This is a genomic window from Acidovorax sp. 100, from assembly GCF_003688355.1.
Lineage (GTDB): Bacteria > Pseudomonadota > Gammaproteobacteria > Burkholderiales > Burkholderiaceae_C > Acidovorax > Acidovorax delafieldii.
Map to the genome: position 1 here is coordinate 2,067,473 of NZ_REFD01000001.1, position 17,696 is coordinate 2,085,168.

Here is a 17,696-nt window from a genome sequence, read left to right on the forward strand (position 1 = left end):
ATGCTGAGCCGTACCGCCGATCATTTGTTCTGGATGGCCCGTTACACCGAACGGGCAGAAAAGCCCTGCGCAGCGGGGCTTTCGAAAAAATACCGCAAGCGTGTGCAACACGCTCGGGGTTCTCTGCCCTCGTCCAAGAAGGAGATCACATGCTGAGCCGCACCGCCGATCATTTGTTCTGGATGGCCCGTTACACCGAAAGGGCAGAGAACACCGCACGCATGCTCGACGTCAACTACCAGAGTGCGTTGCTACCCCAATCGACCGAGGTGGCCACCCTGGGCTGGCAGGGCCTGCTGTCCATCAGCGAGCTGCTGCCCGCCTACACCGCCCAGCATGGCGAGGTGACGCCCGCCAAGGTGCTCGACTTCATGGTCAAGGACCCGTCCAACCCGTCGTCCATCGTGGCCTGCCTGCAGGCTGCACGCGAGAACGCGCGGGCCGTGCGCGGTGCGCTCAACACCGAGGCCTGGGAGATCCAGAACCAGACCTGGCTCGAAGTGAACCGCCTGATCGCCAGCGGTGCTCTGGAGCAGGACCCGGCGCGATTCTTCGAATGGGTGAAGTTCCGCTCGCACCTCTCGCGGGGTGTGACGGTGGGCACCATGCTGCAGGACGAGGCGCTGCACTTCATGCGCCTGGGCACCTTTCTGGAGCGGGCCGACAACACGGCGCGGCTGCTGGATGTGAAGTTTCACGCGGTGCAGAGCGACTTCATGGGCGCGGCCACGGCGCAGGACCAAGACTACGACTTCTACCACTGGAGCGCCATCCTGCTCAGCGTGTCGGGCTTCGAGACCTACCGCAAGGTGTACCGCGACGTGATCACGCCCGAACGTGTGGCCGAACTGCTGATCCTGCGGGCCGACATGCCCCGCTCACTGCACGCTTGCATGAAAGAGGTGCTGGGCAACCTCGACATGCTGGGCAGCGGCCAGTCGGCCGAGACCCAGCGGCACGCGGGGCGGCTGCTGGCGCACCTGAAGTTCGCACGCATCGATGAAATCCTGACCCATGGACTGCATGCTTACCTCACCCAGTTCCTGGAGCGGGTGAACGACCTGGGCGCGCGGATCAGCCGGGACTTTCTGGTGCCTGCGGCGGTGTGAGGGGTGTATCTGGTGCGTCTGGCGCAGCGGCCATAGCGGCCGTGGCGGCGGGCACCGGCTCCACCGTCACGCCCACCTGCAGCACATGGTGGTCGCCGCCGTGGATCACGCCGCGCAGCGGCGACACATCCGAAAAATCGCGGCCGATGGCCAGGGTCACATAGTCCTCGCCCGCCGCGCGGTCGTTGGTGGGGTCCAGGTCAAACCAGGTGTTGTCGTCTGATGCGCCATCACTTTCCTCGGCTGCCGGTGACCACACCGACACCCAGGCGTGCGAGGCATCGGCCCCCACCAGCCGGGGTTGCCCGGGCGGGGGCTCGGTCAGCAGATAGCCGCTCACATACCGCGCCGCCAGGCCCAGGCTGCGCAGGCAGCCGATCATCACGTGGGCAAAGTCCTGGCACACGCCCCGGCGCAGCCGCAGCGATTCGAGCGCGGGCGTGCCCGCGTCGGTGGCGTTGGATGTGTAGGCAAAGTCGGCATGGATGCGCGACATCAGGTGGCGGGCGGCCTGCATCAGCGGTCGGCCGGGTGCAAAGCTCTCGGCGGCATAAGCCACAAAGTCGGCATGCCGGGGAATGTAGGGCGAGGCAAAGCTGAACTCGGTGGCCGCGTGGTAGGGCTGGCCGCGCCGATAACCCAGGCGCTCGCGCACGGCCTCCCAGGGCTCGCCGGGCGGTGCGGCGGACACGGGCAGGGTCTCCAGCAGGCTTTCGGCGCGCACCCGCAGTTGCTCGTGGGTGAACGGCAGGCTGAAGAACGCGCGGGTGTTGCCAAACACGTCCTGCACCATGTTGCACTGTGTTGGGGCGGGGTCCACCTGCAGGCTGTGGGTCAGCACACGCTGCACCACGCCGGTGCGCGGGCGCAGATGGGCCATGTGCTGGGCGTTTTGCACCGCCGGGCTGTAGTGGTACACCGTTTCGTGGATGACGCGCAGCTTCATAAAAATCCAGGCCTTGAAGTCGGACGCAGGGTGCGAAACTGGCACGCCCGAGGCGAGGGCGGCCGAGCAAGGGCCGCCCCGCGGCAAAGGCTGCGTTCCCCTGCCCGCATCGCGCAGCGATGCGAGAGCGGGGGGAAGGCGCGCAGCGCCTCAGGGGGATGTCCCATATCAAGCTCCTACGCTGTGCCGCAACGCATCGATGGAGTGGGTGAAGTAGCGCGTGGCCAGCACATCCGACAAGCCCATCACGCCCCGCACACACCGGCCCAGATAATCCTCCAGCGCGGCATGGCGCCCCTCGGAGTCCTGTGCGCACAGGGCCACCAGCGACAGGTCGGACGCCTCAGGGATGCCCGTGGCGGCGGATTCGCCGGGAGTGCCCGCGGCCACTTCGATCTTGGCAATGCGCCCGCGCAGCGTCTGTGCGACCCAGGCCAGCGAGCGGGGGTTGTCGCGGTCGATCACCAGCAGGTCCAGCAGGGCGGGCATGTCGCGCCGCTGCTGGTACTGCGCGTGGAAGGTGATGGTGCTGTCAAACAGCGCCACCATGGCCTCGAAGCCGCCCTCATCGTGCACGGCGCCGGTCTGCAGGCCGCTTTCCAGCGCCGAGGCCAGAAAGCCCAGGCGCTCCAGGTGGCGCCCGATGGACAGCAGGCGCCAGCCGTCGTCGCGGGTCATGCGGTCGGTCTGCTGGCCCGTCATGGCGGCGGTGTGGCCGCTCAGCCCTTCCAGCTGGCGCAGCGCGTCCAGCGGCGAATAGTCGCCGTCGTCTTCGGCCCCCGTGCGGGGCGCAAAAAACTCCGCCTCGGCGCGCACGATGAGGTTCCAGTGTTCCTGCGACAAACGGTCGCGCACGGCCGAGGCCGCACCCAGGATGCCGCGCAGGTTGTAGCCCACGCTGGTCACCTGCGCGGGCTGCGTCAGCCCGGCGATCAGCGAGCGCTCGAACACGCGCCGTGCCTGCCCGGCCGCAGGCACGGTCGGCAGCACCAGCCCCTGGCTCACGCCCATGGCGCTCAGCCAGGTCAGCAGCGGCTGCGAGGTCTGGTCCTCGCCATTGAGGCATTGCAGCGTGATGCGCGCCAGGCGCGTGACGTTCTCGGTGCGCTCGGTGTAGCGGCCCAGCCAGAACAGGTTTTCGGCCGCGCGGCTGGTCACCTGGCGGCTGCGGTGCACCACGGCGGGCGCGGCCTGGTTGTGGGCCAGCAGCGTGGTGGTGTCCACGGGGCCATCGGTCTGCACCCACACATCAGCGCTGCTGCCGCCGCGCTGCATCGACGTGATGCCGCTGTCGCCCTGGGCCAGGCGGGCCAGCCCGCCCGGCAGCACGCGCCACGAGCCGGGGCCGTCGCACACCGCAAACACGCGCAGCATCACCGAGCGGGGGGCGATGGGGCCACCGTCCTGGCCCGCGCCCTCTGCGGCGTCACTGCGCCAGGTAGGCATTTGCGACAGCGGCAGGTGGGCCTGCACGGTGTATTCGTCGCCCTGGGCCTCGATGCGTGCGGACCACTGCGCCAGGTCTTGCGCCGACAGCGCACCGCCCAGCACGGGCACGCGCTGCGCCATGGGCCAGGTGGGGCGGATCACGCTGTGCGCGAGCTGCGGCAGCACCGCCTGCATGGCCGAGCGCTCGCCACACCACCAGGTGGGCAGCGACGGCAGGGCCAGCTCTTCGCCCAGCAGGTGGCGCGACAGCGCGGGCATGAAGCCCAGCAGCGCCGACGATTCGAGGAACGCCGAGCCCGGCGCATTGGCCACCAGCACGTTGCCCGCGCGGATGGCCTGCAGCAGGCCAGGCACGCCCAGGCGCGAGTCGCTGCGCAGCTCCAGTGGGTCCAGAAACTCGTCGTCCAGGCGCTTGAGGATGCCGTGCACCGGCTGCAGGCCATGCAGCGTCTTGAGGTACAGGCGCGCGTCGCGCACCGTGAGGTCGTTGCCCTCCACCAGCGTCAGACCCAGGTAGCGCGCCAGGTACGCGTGCTCAAAATAGGTCTCGTTGTACGGGCCGGGCGTGAGCAGCACGATGCGCGCATCCGCCCCCGCCGGGCTCATCTGCCGCAGCCCGTCGAGCAGTGCGCGGTAGGTGGCGGCCAGGCGCTGCACATGCATCTGGCTGAACGCCTCGGGGAACAGGCGCGAGATGAGCAGCCGGTTCTCCAGCAAATATCCTAGGCCTGAGGGCGCCTGCGTGCGCTGCGTCACCACCCACCAGTCGCCCTGCGCGTCGCGCGCCATGTCGAACGCCGCGATGTGCAAATGTGTGCCGCCCACGGGCTGCACGCCATGCATGGCGCGCAGGTAGCCCGGGTGGCCCTGCACCAGCGCGCTGGGCAGCAGGCCTTTGCGCAGCAGCTCCTGCGGGCCATACACGTCGGCCATCACGCGGTCGAGCAGGCGCGCGCGCTGCAACACGCCGCGCTCGATGTGCGTCCAGTCGCCCTGCGAGAGGATCAGCGGAAACAGGTCCACCGACCAGGGCCGCTGCGGGCCGTCGGCGTCGGCATAGACGTTGTAGGTGATGCCGTTGTCGCGCACCTGCCGCTGCAGGCTCTGCATGCGCCGGTCCAGGTCCTGGAAGCCCTCGGGCCCCAATTGATCAAAGAATTGGCCCCAGGCGCTAGTGATATCTAGCTTGTTTGCTATTGATTTGGGAGTGGCTGATGCAGTGGCAGCGCCGGGGGCGTCCGCCACGCTGGCACCCCGCAGCTCGTCAAAATGCCCGGCCGCCGCAGCAGGCGCCAGTGCAGCCGCCAACTGGGCTGCGCTGTCAGAAGGGTCGGGGGTGGGGAGGCTGTCGTTGAGGTGGTTCACTGCGCTCGATTTTCGGGCATTTGGTCGACAACACTCTGCGGGTAACCCGCACCGTCGAAACTGGCGGGGCCGATGCCAGAGACGCCAAGCAAGGGCCGCCCCGCAGCAAGGGCGTCGTCCCCCTGGGGGGATTGCGCCGCAGGCGACTCAGGGGGGCTTCTCTACCTCCGCATCTTGCGCCGCAGATCCAGCGTGAACGGAAACTCCCGGCTGCCCGGCAGTTCAATGGTCGCAGGCGGCACCGCCAGCTTGCCCGGCGTGTGGCCCATGCGCGAGAACCGCGCCAGTCGGCGGCTTTCGGCCTCATAGGCGTTGACCGGGAAGGTGTCGTAGTTGCGCCCGCCCGGGTGCGCCACGTGGTACTGGCAGCCGCCGAGCGAGCGGTTCATCCAGGTGTCCACGATGTCGAACGTGAGCGGCGCATGGGCGCCAATGGTTGGGTGCAGGGCCGAGGGCGGGTTCCAGGCCTTGTAGCGCACACCGGCCACAAACTCGCCAGTCGTGCCGGTGCTTTGCAGCGGCAGCGGCTGGCCGTTGACTGTGACCACATGGCGGCTTTCGTTCATGCCCGTCACGCGCACCTCGATGCGCTCCAGCGACGAATCCACATAGCGCACGGTGCCCCCGGCGGAGCCTTCCTCGCCCATCACATGCCAGGGCTCCAGCGCGTTGCGCAGGGTCAGCTCCACGCCCATCGATTTCACCGTGCCGACCATGGGGAAGCGGAACTCAAACTGCGGTGCAAACCAGGCCGCGTCAAACGCGTAGCCTGCGGCGTTCATCTCGGCCACGACGTCGTGCATGTCCTGCTGGATGAACGTGGGCAGCATCCAGCGGTCGTGCAGCTCGGTGCCCCAGCGGGCGGCGGGCGCGCGGTAGGGTGTTTTCCAGAAGCGGGCGATCAGGGCGCGCAGCAGCAGCTGCTGCACCACGCTCATGTGGGCGTGGGGCGGCATCTCGAACGCGCGCAGCTCCAGCAGGCCTAGGCGGCCGGTGCTGCTGTCGGGCGAGAACATCTTGTCGATGCTGAATTCGCTGCGGTGGGTGTTGCCCGTCACGTCCACCAGGATGTTGCGCAGCGTGCGGTCCACCAGCCAGGGCGGCATGTCCTGGCCATAGGTTGCGCGGTTGGCCTCGATCTCGCGCAGTGCAATCTCCAGCTCATACAGCTGGTCGTTGCGCGCCTCGTCCACGCGCGGCGACTGGCTGGTGGGGCCGATGAACAGGCCGCTGAACAGGTAGCTCAGGCTGGGGTGGTTGTGCCAGTACAGCAGCAGGCTGGCCAGCAGTTCGGGCTTGCGCAAGAAGGGCGAGTCGGCCGGTGTGGCGCCGCCCATCACAAAGTGGTTGCCGCCACCGGTGCCGGTGTGGCGGCCATCGGTCATGAACTTCTCGGCCGACAGGCGCGTCTCCCACGCGGCCTGGTACAGAAACTCGGTGTGCTGCACCAGCTCCTTCCAATGGCTGGCGGGGTGTATGTTCACCTCGATCACGCCCGGGTCGGGCGTGACTGCCAGCACCTTCAGGCGTGCGTCGCGCGGGGGCGGGTAGCCTTCCAGCACGATCTTCATGCCCAGCTCTTCGGCCGTGGCTTCGATGGCGGCCAGCAGGTCCAGGTAATCATGGAGGCGCGACAGCGGCGGCATGAAGACATAGAGCACGCCGTATTTCTCGCCCACCTTCTCGGCCTTGGGGCCGCTGGCGCGGCGCGGGTCGCGCACTTCCACGCACAGCGCCGTGCGCGACAGGCCTGCGGCTGACTGGAACTTGCCCGGGGGCTGCACGCCCGCATGCGGGTCGGGCTGACCGGACAGGCGCGCGTTATCACCACCCGCAGTGCTCTGCGTTACGCGCCGTGCCTCGCCCGGCGCGGTGGCGCCGGCCAGGTAGGGCAGGTCGCGGTCGCCAGTGACCGGGCCGGATGGCACGGAATACCGCGCCCGCAGCGTGGTGGCAGCGGCCAGCGGGCTCTGGGGCGCGGTCGGGTCTTGCGGGATCAGGTGCTCGGTGTCTGATGCCTTCACCCAGGGCAGGGCGTCCAGCGGCAGGCGGTAGCCCATGGGCGAATCGCCGGGGATGAGCAGCATGCGGTCGTCGCGGAAGAACCACGGCCCGGTACTCCACACGCTGCCCGCCAGCGTGCCAGCGCCTTCGCCTGCCTGCAGCGGCAGCACATAGCCCACCACGCTGTCGAGTTTTTGCTCGAACACGCGGCGCAGGCGCGCGCGCTCCAGCTCATCGTCCAGGCGCGCGTCAAACGGGTCCACGTTGACCGGCAGGCGCCGCTCGCGCCACAGGTAGTAGAAGGTGTCTTCATAACCGGGCTGGATGTAGCGGTCCGTCACGCCCAGCTTGCGCGTGAGGTGGCGCACAAAACGCTCGGCGTCGGCGCTGGTGTAGTGCGAGGGGTTGCGCTCGTCGGCAAACAGCGCGGGGTTCTGCCACGCGGGCTGGCCGTCGGCGCGCCAGCAGATCGACAGCGCCCAGCGCGGCAATTGCTCGCCCGGGTACCACTTGCCCTGGCCAAAGTGCAGAAAGCCGCCCTGTCCATATTCGGCACGCAGCTTGTGCGTGAGTTCGGTGGCAAAGCCGCGTTTGGTGGGGCCCAGCGCGTCGGTGTTCCACTCCGGCGCGTCGCGGTCGCCCACGGCCACAAAGGTAGGCTCGCCGCCCATGGTCAGGCGCACATCGCCCGCCACCAGGTCGGCGTCCACCTGCTCGCCCAGGGCCAGCACGGCCTGCCACTGGTCTTCGGTGTAGGGCTTGGTCACGCGGGGCGATTCGTAGATGCGCGTGACGTGCATCTCATGGCTGAACTCCACCTCGGCTTTGTCCACGCCGCCTTCAATCGGCGCGGCGCCCGAGGGCTGGGGTGTGCAGGCCAGCGGGATATGGCCCTCGCCCGCCATCAGGCCGCTGGTGGCATCCAGGCCGATCCAGCCTGCGCCGGGCAGGTAGACCTCGCACCAGGCGTGCAGGTCGGTGAAGTCGTGGTCGGTGCCGCTGGGGCCATCGAGCGCCTTCACATCGGGGGTGAGCTGGATCAGGTAGCCCGACACAAACCGCGCCGCCAGCCCCAGGTGGCGCAGCAGCTGCACCAGCAGCCAGCCCGAGTCGCGGCACGAGCCGCTGGCCTTTTGCAGCGTTTCCTCGGGTGTCTGCACGCCGGGCTCCAGGCGGATGAGGTAGCGGATGTCTTGCGATACCTGCTGGTTGAGCTTGACCAGGAAATCGATGGTGCGCTGCTTGCTGCGGTCCACCTTGTCCAGATAGGCCTGCACCAGCGGTGTCATCGGGTCGGTGGCCAGGTAGGGCGCCAGCTCCTGCTGCACATCGCTGCTGTACTTGAAAGGGATGTTCTCGGCCTCGGGCTCCAGGAAGAAGTCGAAGGGGTTGTAGACCGCCATCTCCACCACCAGGTCCACCGTGACCTTGAACTCGCGCGTCTTCTCGGGGAAGACCAGCCGCGCCTGGTAGTTGGCAAACGGGTCCTGCTGCCAGTTGATGAAGTGCTGCGCAGGCTCGACCTTGAGCGAATACGAAATGACGTTGCTGCGGCAGTGGGGCGCGGGCCGCAATCGGATGGTCTGTGGCCCGAGGCCTACCAGCCGGTCGTATTGGTAATGCGTGACGTGGTGGAGCGCGGCGTGGATGGGCATATGCAGGCCATGCTAGCAAGTCCCGAGCCATCGCGGGCAACTATTCCGGGGGCGGTGACAAGCGGTCATCGGCTGTTCACAATGTGCGGTCCGTGCCCCGCTGCTGGGGTTGTCTCTCTTTGGCTTATCGCGCACCAACTTGGTGATGCCTCTTTTCACCCATGTCCCACTTCCCCCAACTTGTGCTCCTGCCCGGCCTGGCCGCCGACGAACGCATGTGGCGCGGCGTGCTGCCGCTGCTGCCCGCCGCGCTGCGCCCCGAGGTCGCCACCGCCCACCAGGATGTGAACCTGCACCGCATCGAAGACTTTGCCGCACGCCTGCTGGCACAACACGCGGGGCCACTGGTGCTGGCCGGTGCGTCGATGGGCGGGATGATCGCCATGGAGGCCGCGCGCCAGACGCCGCAGCGTGTGGTAGGGCTGGCGCTGCTGGGCACCACCGCGCGGCCCGAAACGCCCGACATGCGCGCCCTGCGAGAAGGCGCCATCGAGCTGTTTGAACAGGGCCGCATGCGCGAGGTCATCGAGCCCAACGTGGCCCTGGCCTTCCACCCCGTGAACGCCGCCAAGGTGGACCTGGTGCAGGCCTACCTGGACTTTGTGCTGGATGCGGGCCCCGACCACCTGGTGCGCCAGAACCGCGCCGTGATCCATCGGCCCGATGCGCGGGTGCATCTGCCCCAGGTGGCCTGCCCCGTGCTGGTGGTGTGTGGCGCGGCCGACCAGCTCACGCCGCCCGAATGTTCTGCGGAGATCGTGGCGCTGGTGCCCGGCGCCGAACACCACCTGCTGCCCGACAGCGGCCACATGCTGACCATGGAGCAGCCCGAGGTGGTGACCCGCCTGCTGGTGCAGTGGCTGGCCCGCAACGGGTGGATTTGAATAAATTGAAGAGTTTTTGGCTGCAAGCGCTAGTGGAATTTGCCTGGGCAGCTATGAAAATAGTAGCTAATCAGAACTCCAGGTTGTCAATCAGCCGCGTGCTGCCCAGCCGTGCAGCACCCAGCGCCACCAGCGTGCCTGCGGCATCGTCGGCCGTGGCGGGCAGCAGGTCGGCACGGCGACGCACGGTGAGGTAGTCGGGCGCCCAGCCCCGCGCGCGCAAGGCATCTTGCGCCTGGGCCTCCAGCGCGCTGCGGTCGCTGGCGTCCAGCCACTGCTGCGCCAGCCGCTTCAGGGCCTGCGACAGGGCCACGGCCTCCTGGCGTTCTTCCAGGCTGAGGTAGCCATTGCGCGAACTCAGCGCCAGGCCGTCGGCCGCGCGGCAGGTCTCGCCCGCCACGATGTCGATGGGCAGCGCAAACTGCCGCACCATGTGGCGGATCACCATGAGCTGCTGGTAGTCCTTCTTGCCAAACACGGCAACGCCACCGGTGGCGCCCAGCACGCAGGCAAACAGCTTCATCACCACCGTGCTCACGCCCACAAAAAAGCCGGGGCGGAAGTGGCCTTCGAGCATGTCGGCGAGCTGCGGGTCGGGGTGCACCTTGAAGGTCTGGGGCTCGGGGTACAGGTCCGCCTCGCGCGGCGCAAACAGCACATCGCAACCGGCGGCCTGCAACTGGGCGCAGTCGGCCTCCCAGGTGCGGGGGTAGCTGTCAAAGTCCTCGTGCGGCAGAAACTGCAGGCGGTTCACAAAGATGCTGGCCACGGTCACATCGCCCAGGGGCTTGGCCTGGCGCACCAGGGCGATATGCCCCTCATGCAGGTTGCCCATGGTGGGCACAAAGGCGGGGCGGCGGTAGGGGGTCAGGGCCTGGCGCAGGTCGGCAACGGAGCGGGCAATCAGCATGGGGTCGGAGGGGTCAGAAGGAGAGAGGAAAAGGGCTCACCAGGTGTGCACAGCGTTGTCCGGGAAGCGCCCTTGCTTCACGGCCTGCACATACGCTTCCATGGCGCCGCGCACGCTGCCCGCGTCCTGCATGAAGTTGTGGACGAACTTCGGCATCTTCCCGAGGTTCATGCCCAGCATGTCGTGCAACACCAGCACCTGGCCGGCCGTGCCGTTGCCCGCGCCGATGCCGATGGTGTGGCAGTGCGGCAGCTCGGCCGTGATGTCGGCGGCCAGCGCGGCGGGCACCATCTCCAGCACCAGCATGGCGGCGCCTGCGTCCTGCAGCTCATGCGCCTCTTTGCGCAGCGTGCGGGCCGTGTCGTCGGTTTTGCCCTGCACGCGGTAGCCGCCCAGCGCGTGCACCGTTTGCGGCGTCAGGCCCAGGTGGGCGCACACCGGCACGCCGCGCTGCACCAGGAATTCGACCGTGGCCGCCGTCCAGCCGCCACCTTCGAGCTTGACCATGTGTGCACCCGCCTGCATCAGCACGCAGGCGCTGCGCAGCGCTTGTTCGCGGCTTTCGGCGTAGGTGCCATAGGGCAGGTCGGCCACCAGCCAGGCCGTGCCCTGCACGCGGTGCAGGCCCCGCGCCACGCTGGCCGTGTGGTAGGCCATGGTGTCCAGCGTCACGCCCACCGTGCTGGGCAAGCCCTGGCACACCATGCCCAGCGAGTCGCCCACCAGAATACATTCCACCCCCGCCGCATCGGCCACGGCCGCAAAGGTGGCGTCGTAGGCGGTGAGCATGGTGATCTTCTCGCCCGCCGCGCGCATCTGCGCCAGGCGCGGCAGGCTCACGGGGCGGCGCTGGGGCAGGGACGATGCGGGCGGCAGCGTGCCGTAGGGCGTGGCGGAAACAGGGCTGGTGGCGGTCATGTTGCGCGGGGGAGCCAAAAAATTGCCGCGAGTCTATGCGACCAATACTGGGTGTACTTATTGGTTTCCGGCCCCCAGGCCAGCGGCCCGTGTCTGCGCAGTGGCCTTTGCGTTCCCGGTATGCTCGCGGCCCATGACAGCAGCGTTACCCCCCGCGAAAAGCACCATGAGAGACAACGAAGAAGTGAAGGCCCTGGCCCAGGCCGATGTGGCGCGCGCCCTGGCCGAAGACGTGGGCACCGGCGACCTCACCGCCGGCCTGATCGACCCCGCCCGCCGCGCCCGCGCGCGCATCCTGGCGCGCGAAGCCGCCGTCATCTGCGGCGCCCCCTGGGCCGAGGCCGCGCTGCGCGCCCTCGACCCCACGGTGCAGATCACCTGGCATGTGGCCGAGGGCCAGCGCTGCGCCCCCGACCAGGTGGTGCTGGAGCTTGAAGGCAATGCCCGCGCGCTGCTCAGCGCCGAGCGCACGGCACTCAACTTTCTGCAACTGCTGTCGGCGGTGGCTACCAAAACCCGTACCTATGTGGATGTGGTGGCTGGCACCCGCGCCCACATCGTGGACACGCGCAAGACCATTCCCGGCCTGCGCCTGGCGCAGAAATATGCCGTGCGCGTGGGGGGCGGCACTAACCACCGCATTGGCCTGCACGATGCGGTGCTGATCAAAGAGAACCACATTGCTGCTGCGGGAGGCGTGACCGCCGTGCTGCGCGCTGCCGAGCGGGTGGCGTCTCAGGCAAAGTTCATCGAGATCGAAGTCGAAACCCTGGAGCAACTGGCCGAGGCGCTGAATGTGGGCGCCAAGATGGTGCTGCTGGACAACATGCCCCTGACCATGCTGCGCGAGGCCGTGCGCATCAACGCGGGCCGGGCGATTCTGGAAATCTCGGGCGGCGTCACGCTCGACGGCCTGCGCGAACTGGCCGAGACCGGCGTGGACCGCATCTCCATCGGCACGCTGACCAAGGACGTGAAGGCCACGGACTTTTCGATGCGCCTGCAGGAGCTGTCATGACCACCGCTGTACTGAACCGCATCGATGTGGAGTACGAGCAGCCGCTCGATACCGAGGAAGGCGCCGTCTGCTCCACCAAACACGCCTGGGCGCGTGTGCCGCCCGAACCTTCGCAGGCTGAGCGTGTCGCGCTCAAGGACAAGATCCGGCGCCTGCTCAAGGAAAAGAACGCGGTGATGGTCTCGCACTACTACGTGCACCCGGACCTGCAGGACCTGGCCGAGGAAACCGGCGGCCTGGTGAGCGACTCGCTGGAGATGGCCCGCTTTGGCCGGGACCACGCGGCGCAGACCCTGGTGGTGAGCGGCGTGCGCTTCATGGGCGAGACGGCCAAGATCCTGAGCCCGGAAAAGACCGTGCTCATGCCCGACCTGGACGCCACCTGCTCGCTGGACCTGGGCTGCCCCATCGACGAATTCAGCGCGTTCTGCGACCAGCACCCCGACCGCACTGTGGTCGTCTACGCCAACACCAGCGCGGCCGTGAAGGCGCGCGCGGACTGGCTCGTCACATCGAGCTGCGCGCTCGACATCGTGAGCGCCCTCAAGGCCGCAGGCCAGAAGATCCTGTGGGCGCCCGACCGCCACCTGGGCGCCTACATCCAGCGTGAGACGGGCGCCGACATGGTGTTCTGGAACGGTGCCTGCATCGTGCACGACGAGTTCAAGGCGCTGGAGCTGGAGCTGCTCAAGCAGCAGCACCCGCATGCCAAGGTGCTGGTCCACCCCGAGAGCCCCGCCGACGTGGTGGCCCTGGCCGACGCCGTGGGCTCCACCAGCGCCATCCTCAAGGCCGCGCGCGAGATGGACGCCACCGAATTCATCGTGGCCACCGACAACGGCATGATGCACAAGCTGCGCACGCTCAACCCTGGCAAGACCTTCTACGAAGCGCCCACGGCGGGCAACAGCGCCACCTGCAAGAGCTGCGCGCACTGCCCCTGGATGGCGATGAACGGCCTGGCCGATGTGGCCCGGGTGCTGGAGACCGGTGCGAACGCTGTTCACGTGGACCCCGCACTGATTCCGCGTGCGCGTCAGCCGATTGACCGCATGCTGGCCTTCACGGCGGCGCTCAGGAACGGTCAGCCCACCGGCGCACTGTTGCCCCACCTGGGCGCTGCCTGAGTGCGCACGACGCGTTGAAGTTTGCTCATGTTTTGATAGCTACAGGCGCATGATCCACTAGCGCCTCCGCCTGCTTTGACTTCTAGTTGCTACATTGACTTCACCCAGCCGCTGAGCGCAGGCGCCGCGCGCCTGCGCCACCGTTTCGAGGCCCCACGCGAGGTGCTGGTGGCCCAGGCACTGTACGAGGTGCGCGGTGTGCTCGACGCCGTGTTTGCCGCCGCACAGCAAGGACGCTGGTGCGTGGGCCATGTGCGCTACGAGGCCGCCCCGGCCTTCGATGCCGCATTGCAGACCCATGCGGCCGACGGCCCGCTGGCCTGGTTCGCCGTGTACGACGCGCCCCAGCCCGGGACCGACGACGCGGCGGATGCGGCCGCAGCGGCAACCCCAGCGCAGGTAGTGTGGGACGACAGCCCCGAGCGCGAGGCGTTTGACGCCGCACTGGCGCAGATCCAGCAGGCCATCGCGGCGGGCGAGCTGTACCAGGTCAACTACACCGCGCCCTTTCGCGGCACGCTTCAGGGCTCGCCGCAGGCCCTGTTTGCTGCACTGTTGCGCGCGCAGCCCGGGGGCTATGCCGCCTACCTGCAGGCGGGTGACGAGCAGGTGCTGTCGGTGTCGCCCGAGCTGTTTTTTGACTGGCTGGACGCGCCTGAAGGCGGCACCCTGCTGGCCCGCCCGATGAAGGGCACGGCCCCGCGCGGCGCCACCCCCGAGCAGGACGCGCAGCAGGCCGAGCACCTGCGCACGGCGCCCAAGGAGCGTGCCGAGAACGTGATGATCGTGGACCTGCTGCGCAACGACATGTCGCGCATTGCGCTGCCGCACAGCGTGCAGGTGCCTGCGCTGTTTGCCACGCAGGCCTTGCCCACGGTGTGGCAGATGACCTCGGACGTGACGGCGCGCACGCGGCCCGGCACCACGCTGACAGAGGTTTTTGCGGCGCTGTTCCCTTGTGGCTCCGTCACGGGGGCGCCCAAGGTGCGCGCCATGCAGATGATCCGCGCGCTGGAGCCCGCGCCGCGCGGTGTGTATTGCGGCGCGGTGGGTGTGGTGCGGCCTGGCGGGGCAACGGGGCCGGACGGCCTGCACCCGGTGGCGGCCACGTTCAATGTGCCCATCCGCACCGTGGTGCTGCGTGGCGTGGGTACGGGTGCGGGTGCGGAGGCCTCCGCCGGCGTTGCCAAAGCCACCTGCGGCATTGGCAGCGGCATCACCTCGGGTGCCGGGGCGGGCGCCGAATGGTCCGAGTGGCACCACAAGCGCGCCTTTGTCGAGCGGGCCAGCGCTCCGTTCGAGGTGCTCGAAACCCTGGGCTTGCACCACGGCAAATTCGTGCACGCCGACCAGCATGTGCGCCGCATGGGCGAGGCGGCCGCGCATTTCGGCTTTGTGTTCAACGCCCATGCGGTGCGTCAGGAGCTGCAGATTGCCGCCCTGCAACACCGCGATGGCGACTGGCGGGTGCGCCTGCTGCTGGCGGCGGATGGCAGCGCCCGCGCCGAGGCCTTTGCGCTGCAGACCACGGCAGTGCCTGTGCGCCTGCAACTGGCGCCGCGCCCCTTTGCGGCCGCACACAGCGAGTTTGTGCGCTACAAGACCACGCGGCGCGCGCACTACGCGGCGTTTGCACCCACCACCCCCGGCGTGTTCGACACGGTGCTGTGGAACGAGGCGGGCGAGATCACCGAAGGCACCTTCGGCAACATCGCCGCGCTCGTCGATGGGCGCTGGGTGACGCCGCCTCTGTCCTGCGGCCTGCTGCCCGGCGTGGGCCGCGCCGTGGCACTGCAGGACGGCCACGTGGTGGAGGCCGTGCTGCGCGTGGCCGACGTCCCCCGCGTGCAAGGCTGGGCGTTCATCAACAGCCTGCGCGGCTGGCTGGACGCCACGCTGGACGCGTAGCCAGTCCTTCTCCCGCAACCTCCCTGTTGGCGTCCCGTCCCCAGGTGTTTGGCGGCCGCCGCAGGGGCCGTTCAGCGCAATGGATCAGGCCGTGGGTGTGTTGCCTTCGGTGGTCGTTCAGTCAGCGGGCCGAGCGTTCCAACGCGCATCCTGTGCATCAGGATGTGACGCTGCTTGCCCGGGCTATAGGCGCTTGCATGGCGCCCACCCAGCCTGACCGCACCGGCCTGGCAAGGCCTGTTGCTGCGGTCTGACAAATGCCCCCTTTTGCATCCCGCTACCTGCTGTGCGCTTGCTTACACCGCATCGCACCTGGCCCACAGGCCTATAGGACACGGCCTACAAAAAGCGCTGCGGTGCCCCTCGAACATGAACCCACACAAGACGCCTTTGAAGGCTTTGTGTGCACCCTTTGTTCAACCACTTCGACAGGAGCCACCATGTCTCAAAACAACCCGCAGAACCAGCCCAACATCCCTTCGTCTCAGCGCCAGTCGCCCGCCGGGCAGCAGCAGGCCGAGCAGAGCACGGGCGGCAACACCCACCGCCAGCAAGGCGCTCGCAATGACGCCGACACACACGCGCAGGGCCGCGACCAGAAGCAGCAAGGCAGCCGCGATTCGCACAAGAGCCAGCCTTGAGACCGGGCGGGCCACAACAGCACGTGGCCAGCCGCACCCTTTCATTCCTATTCACTTTCAATTTTTGATATTCCCATTGACCGCAAGGAGAACACCATGGGCTACCGAGACAGCGACGACAGCAACTTTTCCCGCCATGGCATGGGCCGCGATGCCGACGACATGCGCTTTACCGAGCGCGGTGACCACCAGGGCTACGGCAGCGAAGACCATCGCGGCAGCAGCCCTGGCGGTTACCGCCAGGAGTTCGAGAACCGCAATGACCGCAGCGACCGCTATGAGCAAGAACGCTATGGCCAGGAACGTTACGGCCAGTACGGCCTGAACCGCAGCCGTGGCGAATCGCAGGGCTACCCACGCACCGGGCGTGAGGGCTTTGGCGCGTATGGGCCTCAGGGCCGCTCGGGCTACGACAACGGCCCCGGCCGTCAGCACCAGGCCTGGGGCGCCCCGTACGAGAGCCAGGGCTTTCGCGATGACGAAGGGCGTTTTGCCTCGCCCTATCGCGATGATGAACGCGGCCAGGGTGGCTACGGCAACGCCTATGGTTTCACCCGCAACGCACCGCCCGCCCAGCAGAGCCGGGGCCACCGCGATCCCGACTACCAGCAGTGGCGCGACGAGCAACTGCGCATGCTGGACGACGACTACGACAGCTGGCGCAAGGAGCGCTACCAGAAGTTCTCGGATGACTTCAGCCAGTGGCGATCCACACGCACCAGCGGCAGTTCGGGCCAGCAGCAGCCTGGCCAGCAGAACCAAAAAGGCGCGGGCTCCCAGAGCGCATCCAGCACTGCGTCTGGCGGCAACCAGGGCAATACCGGCAAGTCCAAGGATGCCAGCTGACCGTTGCTGCGACTGACGCGGCCGGGCCGGGGCAGTGTGTACTGTCCCGACCCGGTCGTTGAACTCGCCGTCCGTACCGCCGTGGGCGCACTGGCCTGGAAGCCCAGGCGCCCCTTTTTTTGGCTCCGGTTGACCTGGAGCGCCTCTCGGCAGAAAGACATTCCGCTGTGACCGCCTCCGTCCCCTTCGCTCCCGGCCACCAAGGGTGCGATCCATGCCTTTACCCAGGTGCTGGAGCACAACTGGCCGACCGGGGAATCCGCGTGAAAGCGGTGGCGCCAGGGCTGGTGTGGGCACCGCTGATCCCGGCGGAGCGCCTGGCCAAGGAAGTGGAAAAGGTTGGCGTCACAACGCGTCTGGACCGCCCGGCGCAACCCGAGGAGATCTCGCCCGCCGACGTGTTCCTGGCGGCCCCGTGTTGTTCCAGCTACATCACGGGCATCGTGCAGCCCATCACCGGCAACGCAGGCGACGGGGCCTGAGGCGGGGGCAGGAGCGCAGCGTCAGAGCCGCTCTTTGGCGTACGAGCCCCGGTCCATATCGACGATCTCCACGCTCAATTGCACCATCACGCCCTGGGGCTTGGGGGTGCGCTCGCGCAGCACCGCGGCAATGAGGTCGGACAGCTCCTTCTTGGCCTCGGGCGTGCGGCCTGACAGCAGGCGTAGCTGTGCGTGCACAAAGGCGCGGTTGGCGGGCGCGATGCCGATCTCGAAGCTGTCGGCCACGATAAAGCGCGTCTTCAGGTCGGCCTCGTCCTGCACCTGGGGATGGGCGCACAGGGCGGCGTTCAGGGCCGTCAACGTTTCGGCTTCGGGGTAGTGGGGCAGGTTGGCCGAGTATTCGATGGTCAGGTGGGGCATGGAATCGTCTCGCTGGAAGGATTGGGGAGGGCCTGCATTGGCAGGGCGCCTGG

14 protein-coding genes and 1 pseudogene are annotated in these 17,696 nt (G+C 68.1%); 9 read left to right on the plus strand and 6 right to left on the minus strand.

All coding sequences use genetic code 11. From position 1 onward, the window contains the following. Both C8C96_RS09625 and C8C96_RS09630 read left to right on the plus strand, forming a co-directional pair. On the plus strand, nt 1–156 hold the full coding sequence (locus C8C96_RS09625) for an alpha-E domain-containing protein (RefSeq protein WP_082522527.1): 156 nt from the start codon (nt 1–3) through the stop codon (nt 154–156). Then, nucleotides 150–1,109 (plus strand): alpha-E domain-containing protein, encoded by a 960-nt coding sequence (locus C8C96_RS09630; RefSeq protein WP_116747811.1) that lies wholly within the window; start codon nt 150–152, stop codon nt 1,107–1,109. Before C8C96_RS09625 ends, C8C96_RS09630 begins: the two co-directional genes overlap by 7 nt. On the opposite strand, the gene C8C96_RS09635 is transcribed toward C8C96_RS09630, so the two are convergent. The 3 genes from C8C96_RS09635 to C8C96_RS09650 form a co-directional block, all read right to left on the minus strand. Next, nucleotides 1,075–2,055, minus strand: a complete 981-nt coding sequence (locus C8C96_RS09635; protein ID WP_121942167.1) for a transglutaminase family protein — start codon at nt 2,053–2,055, stop codon at nt 1,075–1,077. The genes C8C96_RS09630 and C8C96_RS09635 overlap by 35 nt on opposite strands. A 168-nt stretch (nt 2,056–2,223) precedes the next feature. Beyond that, nucleotides 2,224–4,869: a circularly permuted type 2 ATP-grasp protein gene (locus C8C96_RS09645; RefSeq protein WP_121942168.1), complete on the minus strand. Its 2,646-nt coding sequence runs from the start codon at nt 4,867–4,869 to the stop codon at nt 2,224–2,226. A gap of 161 nt (nt 4,870–5,030) precedes the next feature. Further along, nucleotides 5,031–8,528 (minus strand): DUF2126 domain-containing protein, encoded by a 3,498-nt coding sequence (locus C8C96_RS09650; protein WP_121942169.1) that lies wholly within the window; start codon nt 8,526–8,528, stop codon nt 5,031–5,033. Between the two features lie 161 nt (nt 8,529–8,689). Here C8C96_RS09650 and C8C96_RS09655 point away from each other — a divergent pair, with 161 nt between their 5' ends. Next, a complete protein-coding gene (locus tag C8C96_RS09655; protein ID WP_121942170.1) occupies nt 8,690–9,412 on the plus strand; it encodes an alpha/beta fold hydrolase in 723 nt (240 codons plus the stop codon). A 70-nt stretch (nt 9,413–9,482) separates the two neighbouring features. Here C8C96_RS09655 and panC read toward each other — a convergent pair whose 3' ends face one another. After that, the gene (gene panC / locus C8C96_RS09660) at nt 9,483–10,322 is read right to left on the minus strand and encodes a pantoate--beta-alanine ligase (RefSeq protein WP_121942171.1); all 840 of its coding nucleotides are present in this window, start codon (nt 10,320–10,322) and stop codon (nt 9,483–9,485) included. A 36-nt stretch (nt 10,323–10,358) separates the two neighbouring features. After that, nucleotides 10,359–11,240: a 3-methyl-2-oxobutanoate hydroxymethyltransferase gene (panB, locus tag C8C96_RS09665; protein ID WP_121942172.1), complete on the minus strand. Its 882-nt coding sequence runs from the start codon at nt 11,238–11,240 to the stop codon at nt 10,359–10,361. 166 nt (nt 11,241–11,406) lie between these two features. Between panB and nadC the strand changes: the two genes are divergently transcribed. The 6 genes and pseudogenes from nadC to C8C96_RS09695 all read left to right on the plus strand — a co-directional run. Then, nucleotides 11,407–12,258 carry a carboxylating nicotinate-nucleotide diphosphorylase gene (nadC, locus tag C8C96_RS09670; protein WP_121942173.1) on the plus strand — a complete coding sequence of 284 codons (852 nt, stop codon included), beginning with the start codon at nt 11,407–11,409 and terminating at the stop codon, nt 12,256–12,258. Then, on the plus strand, nt 12,255–13,385 hold the full coding sequence (nadA, locus tag C8C96_RS09675; protein ID WP_121942174.1) for a quinolinate synthase NadA: 1,131 nt from the start codon (nt 12,255–12,257) through the stop codon (nt 13,383–13,385). The genes nadC and nadA overlap by 4 nt, the downstream gene beginning before the upstream one ends. A gap of 75 nt (nt 13,386–13,460) precedes the next feature. After that, complete coding sequence (locus C8C96_RS09680) at nt 13,461–15,293, plus strand: chorismate-binding protein (protein WP_121942175.1); 1,833 nt, start codon at nt 13,461–13,463, stop codon at nt 15,291–15,293. A gap of 440 nt (nt 15,294–15,733) precedes the next feature. Then, entirely contained in the window at nt 15,734–15,934 is a 201-nt protein-coding gene (locus C8C96_RS09685) for a hypothetical protein (RefSeq protein WP_056746779.1), read from the plus strand. A 96-nt stretch (nt 15,935–16,030) separates the two neighbouring features. Beyond that, nucleotides 16,031–16,780 (plus strand): hypothetical protein, encoded by a 750-nt coding sequence (locus C8C96_RS09690; protein WP_121942176.1) that lies wholly within the window; start codon nt 16,031–16,033, stop codon nt 16,778–16,780. A gap of 195 nt (nt 16,781–16,975) precedes the next feature. Next, nucleotides 16,976–17,262, plus strand: a pseudogene (locus tag C8C96_RS09695) (SDR family oxidoreductase); the annotation flags it as partial. A gap of 21 nt (nt 17,263–17,283) precedes the next feature. Here the strand turns inward: C8C96_RS09695 and C8C96_RS09700 are convergent. Further along, on the minus strand, nt 17,284–17,643 hold the full coding sequence (locus tag C8C96_RS09700; protein ID WP_110960097.1) for a 5-carboxymethyl-2-hydroxymuconate Delta-isomerase: 360 nt from the start codon (nt 17,641–17,643) through the stop codon (nt 17,284–17,286). Nucleotides 17,644–17,696 lie beyond the last annotated feature (53 nt).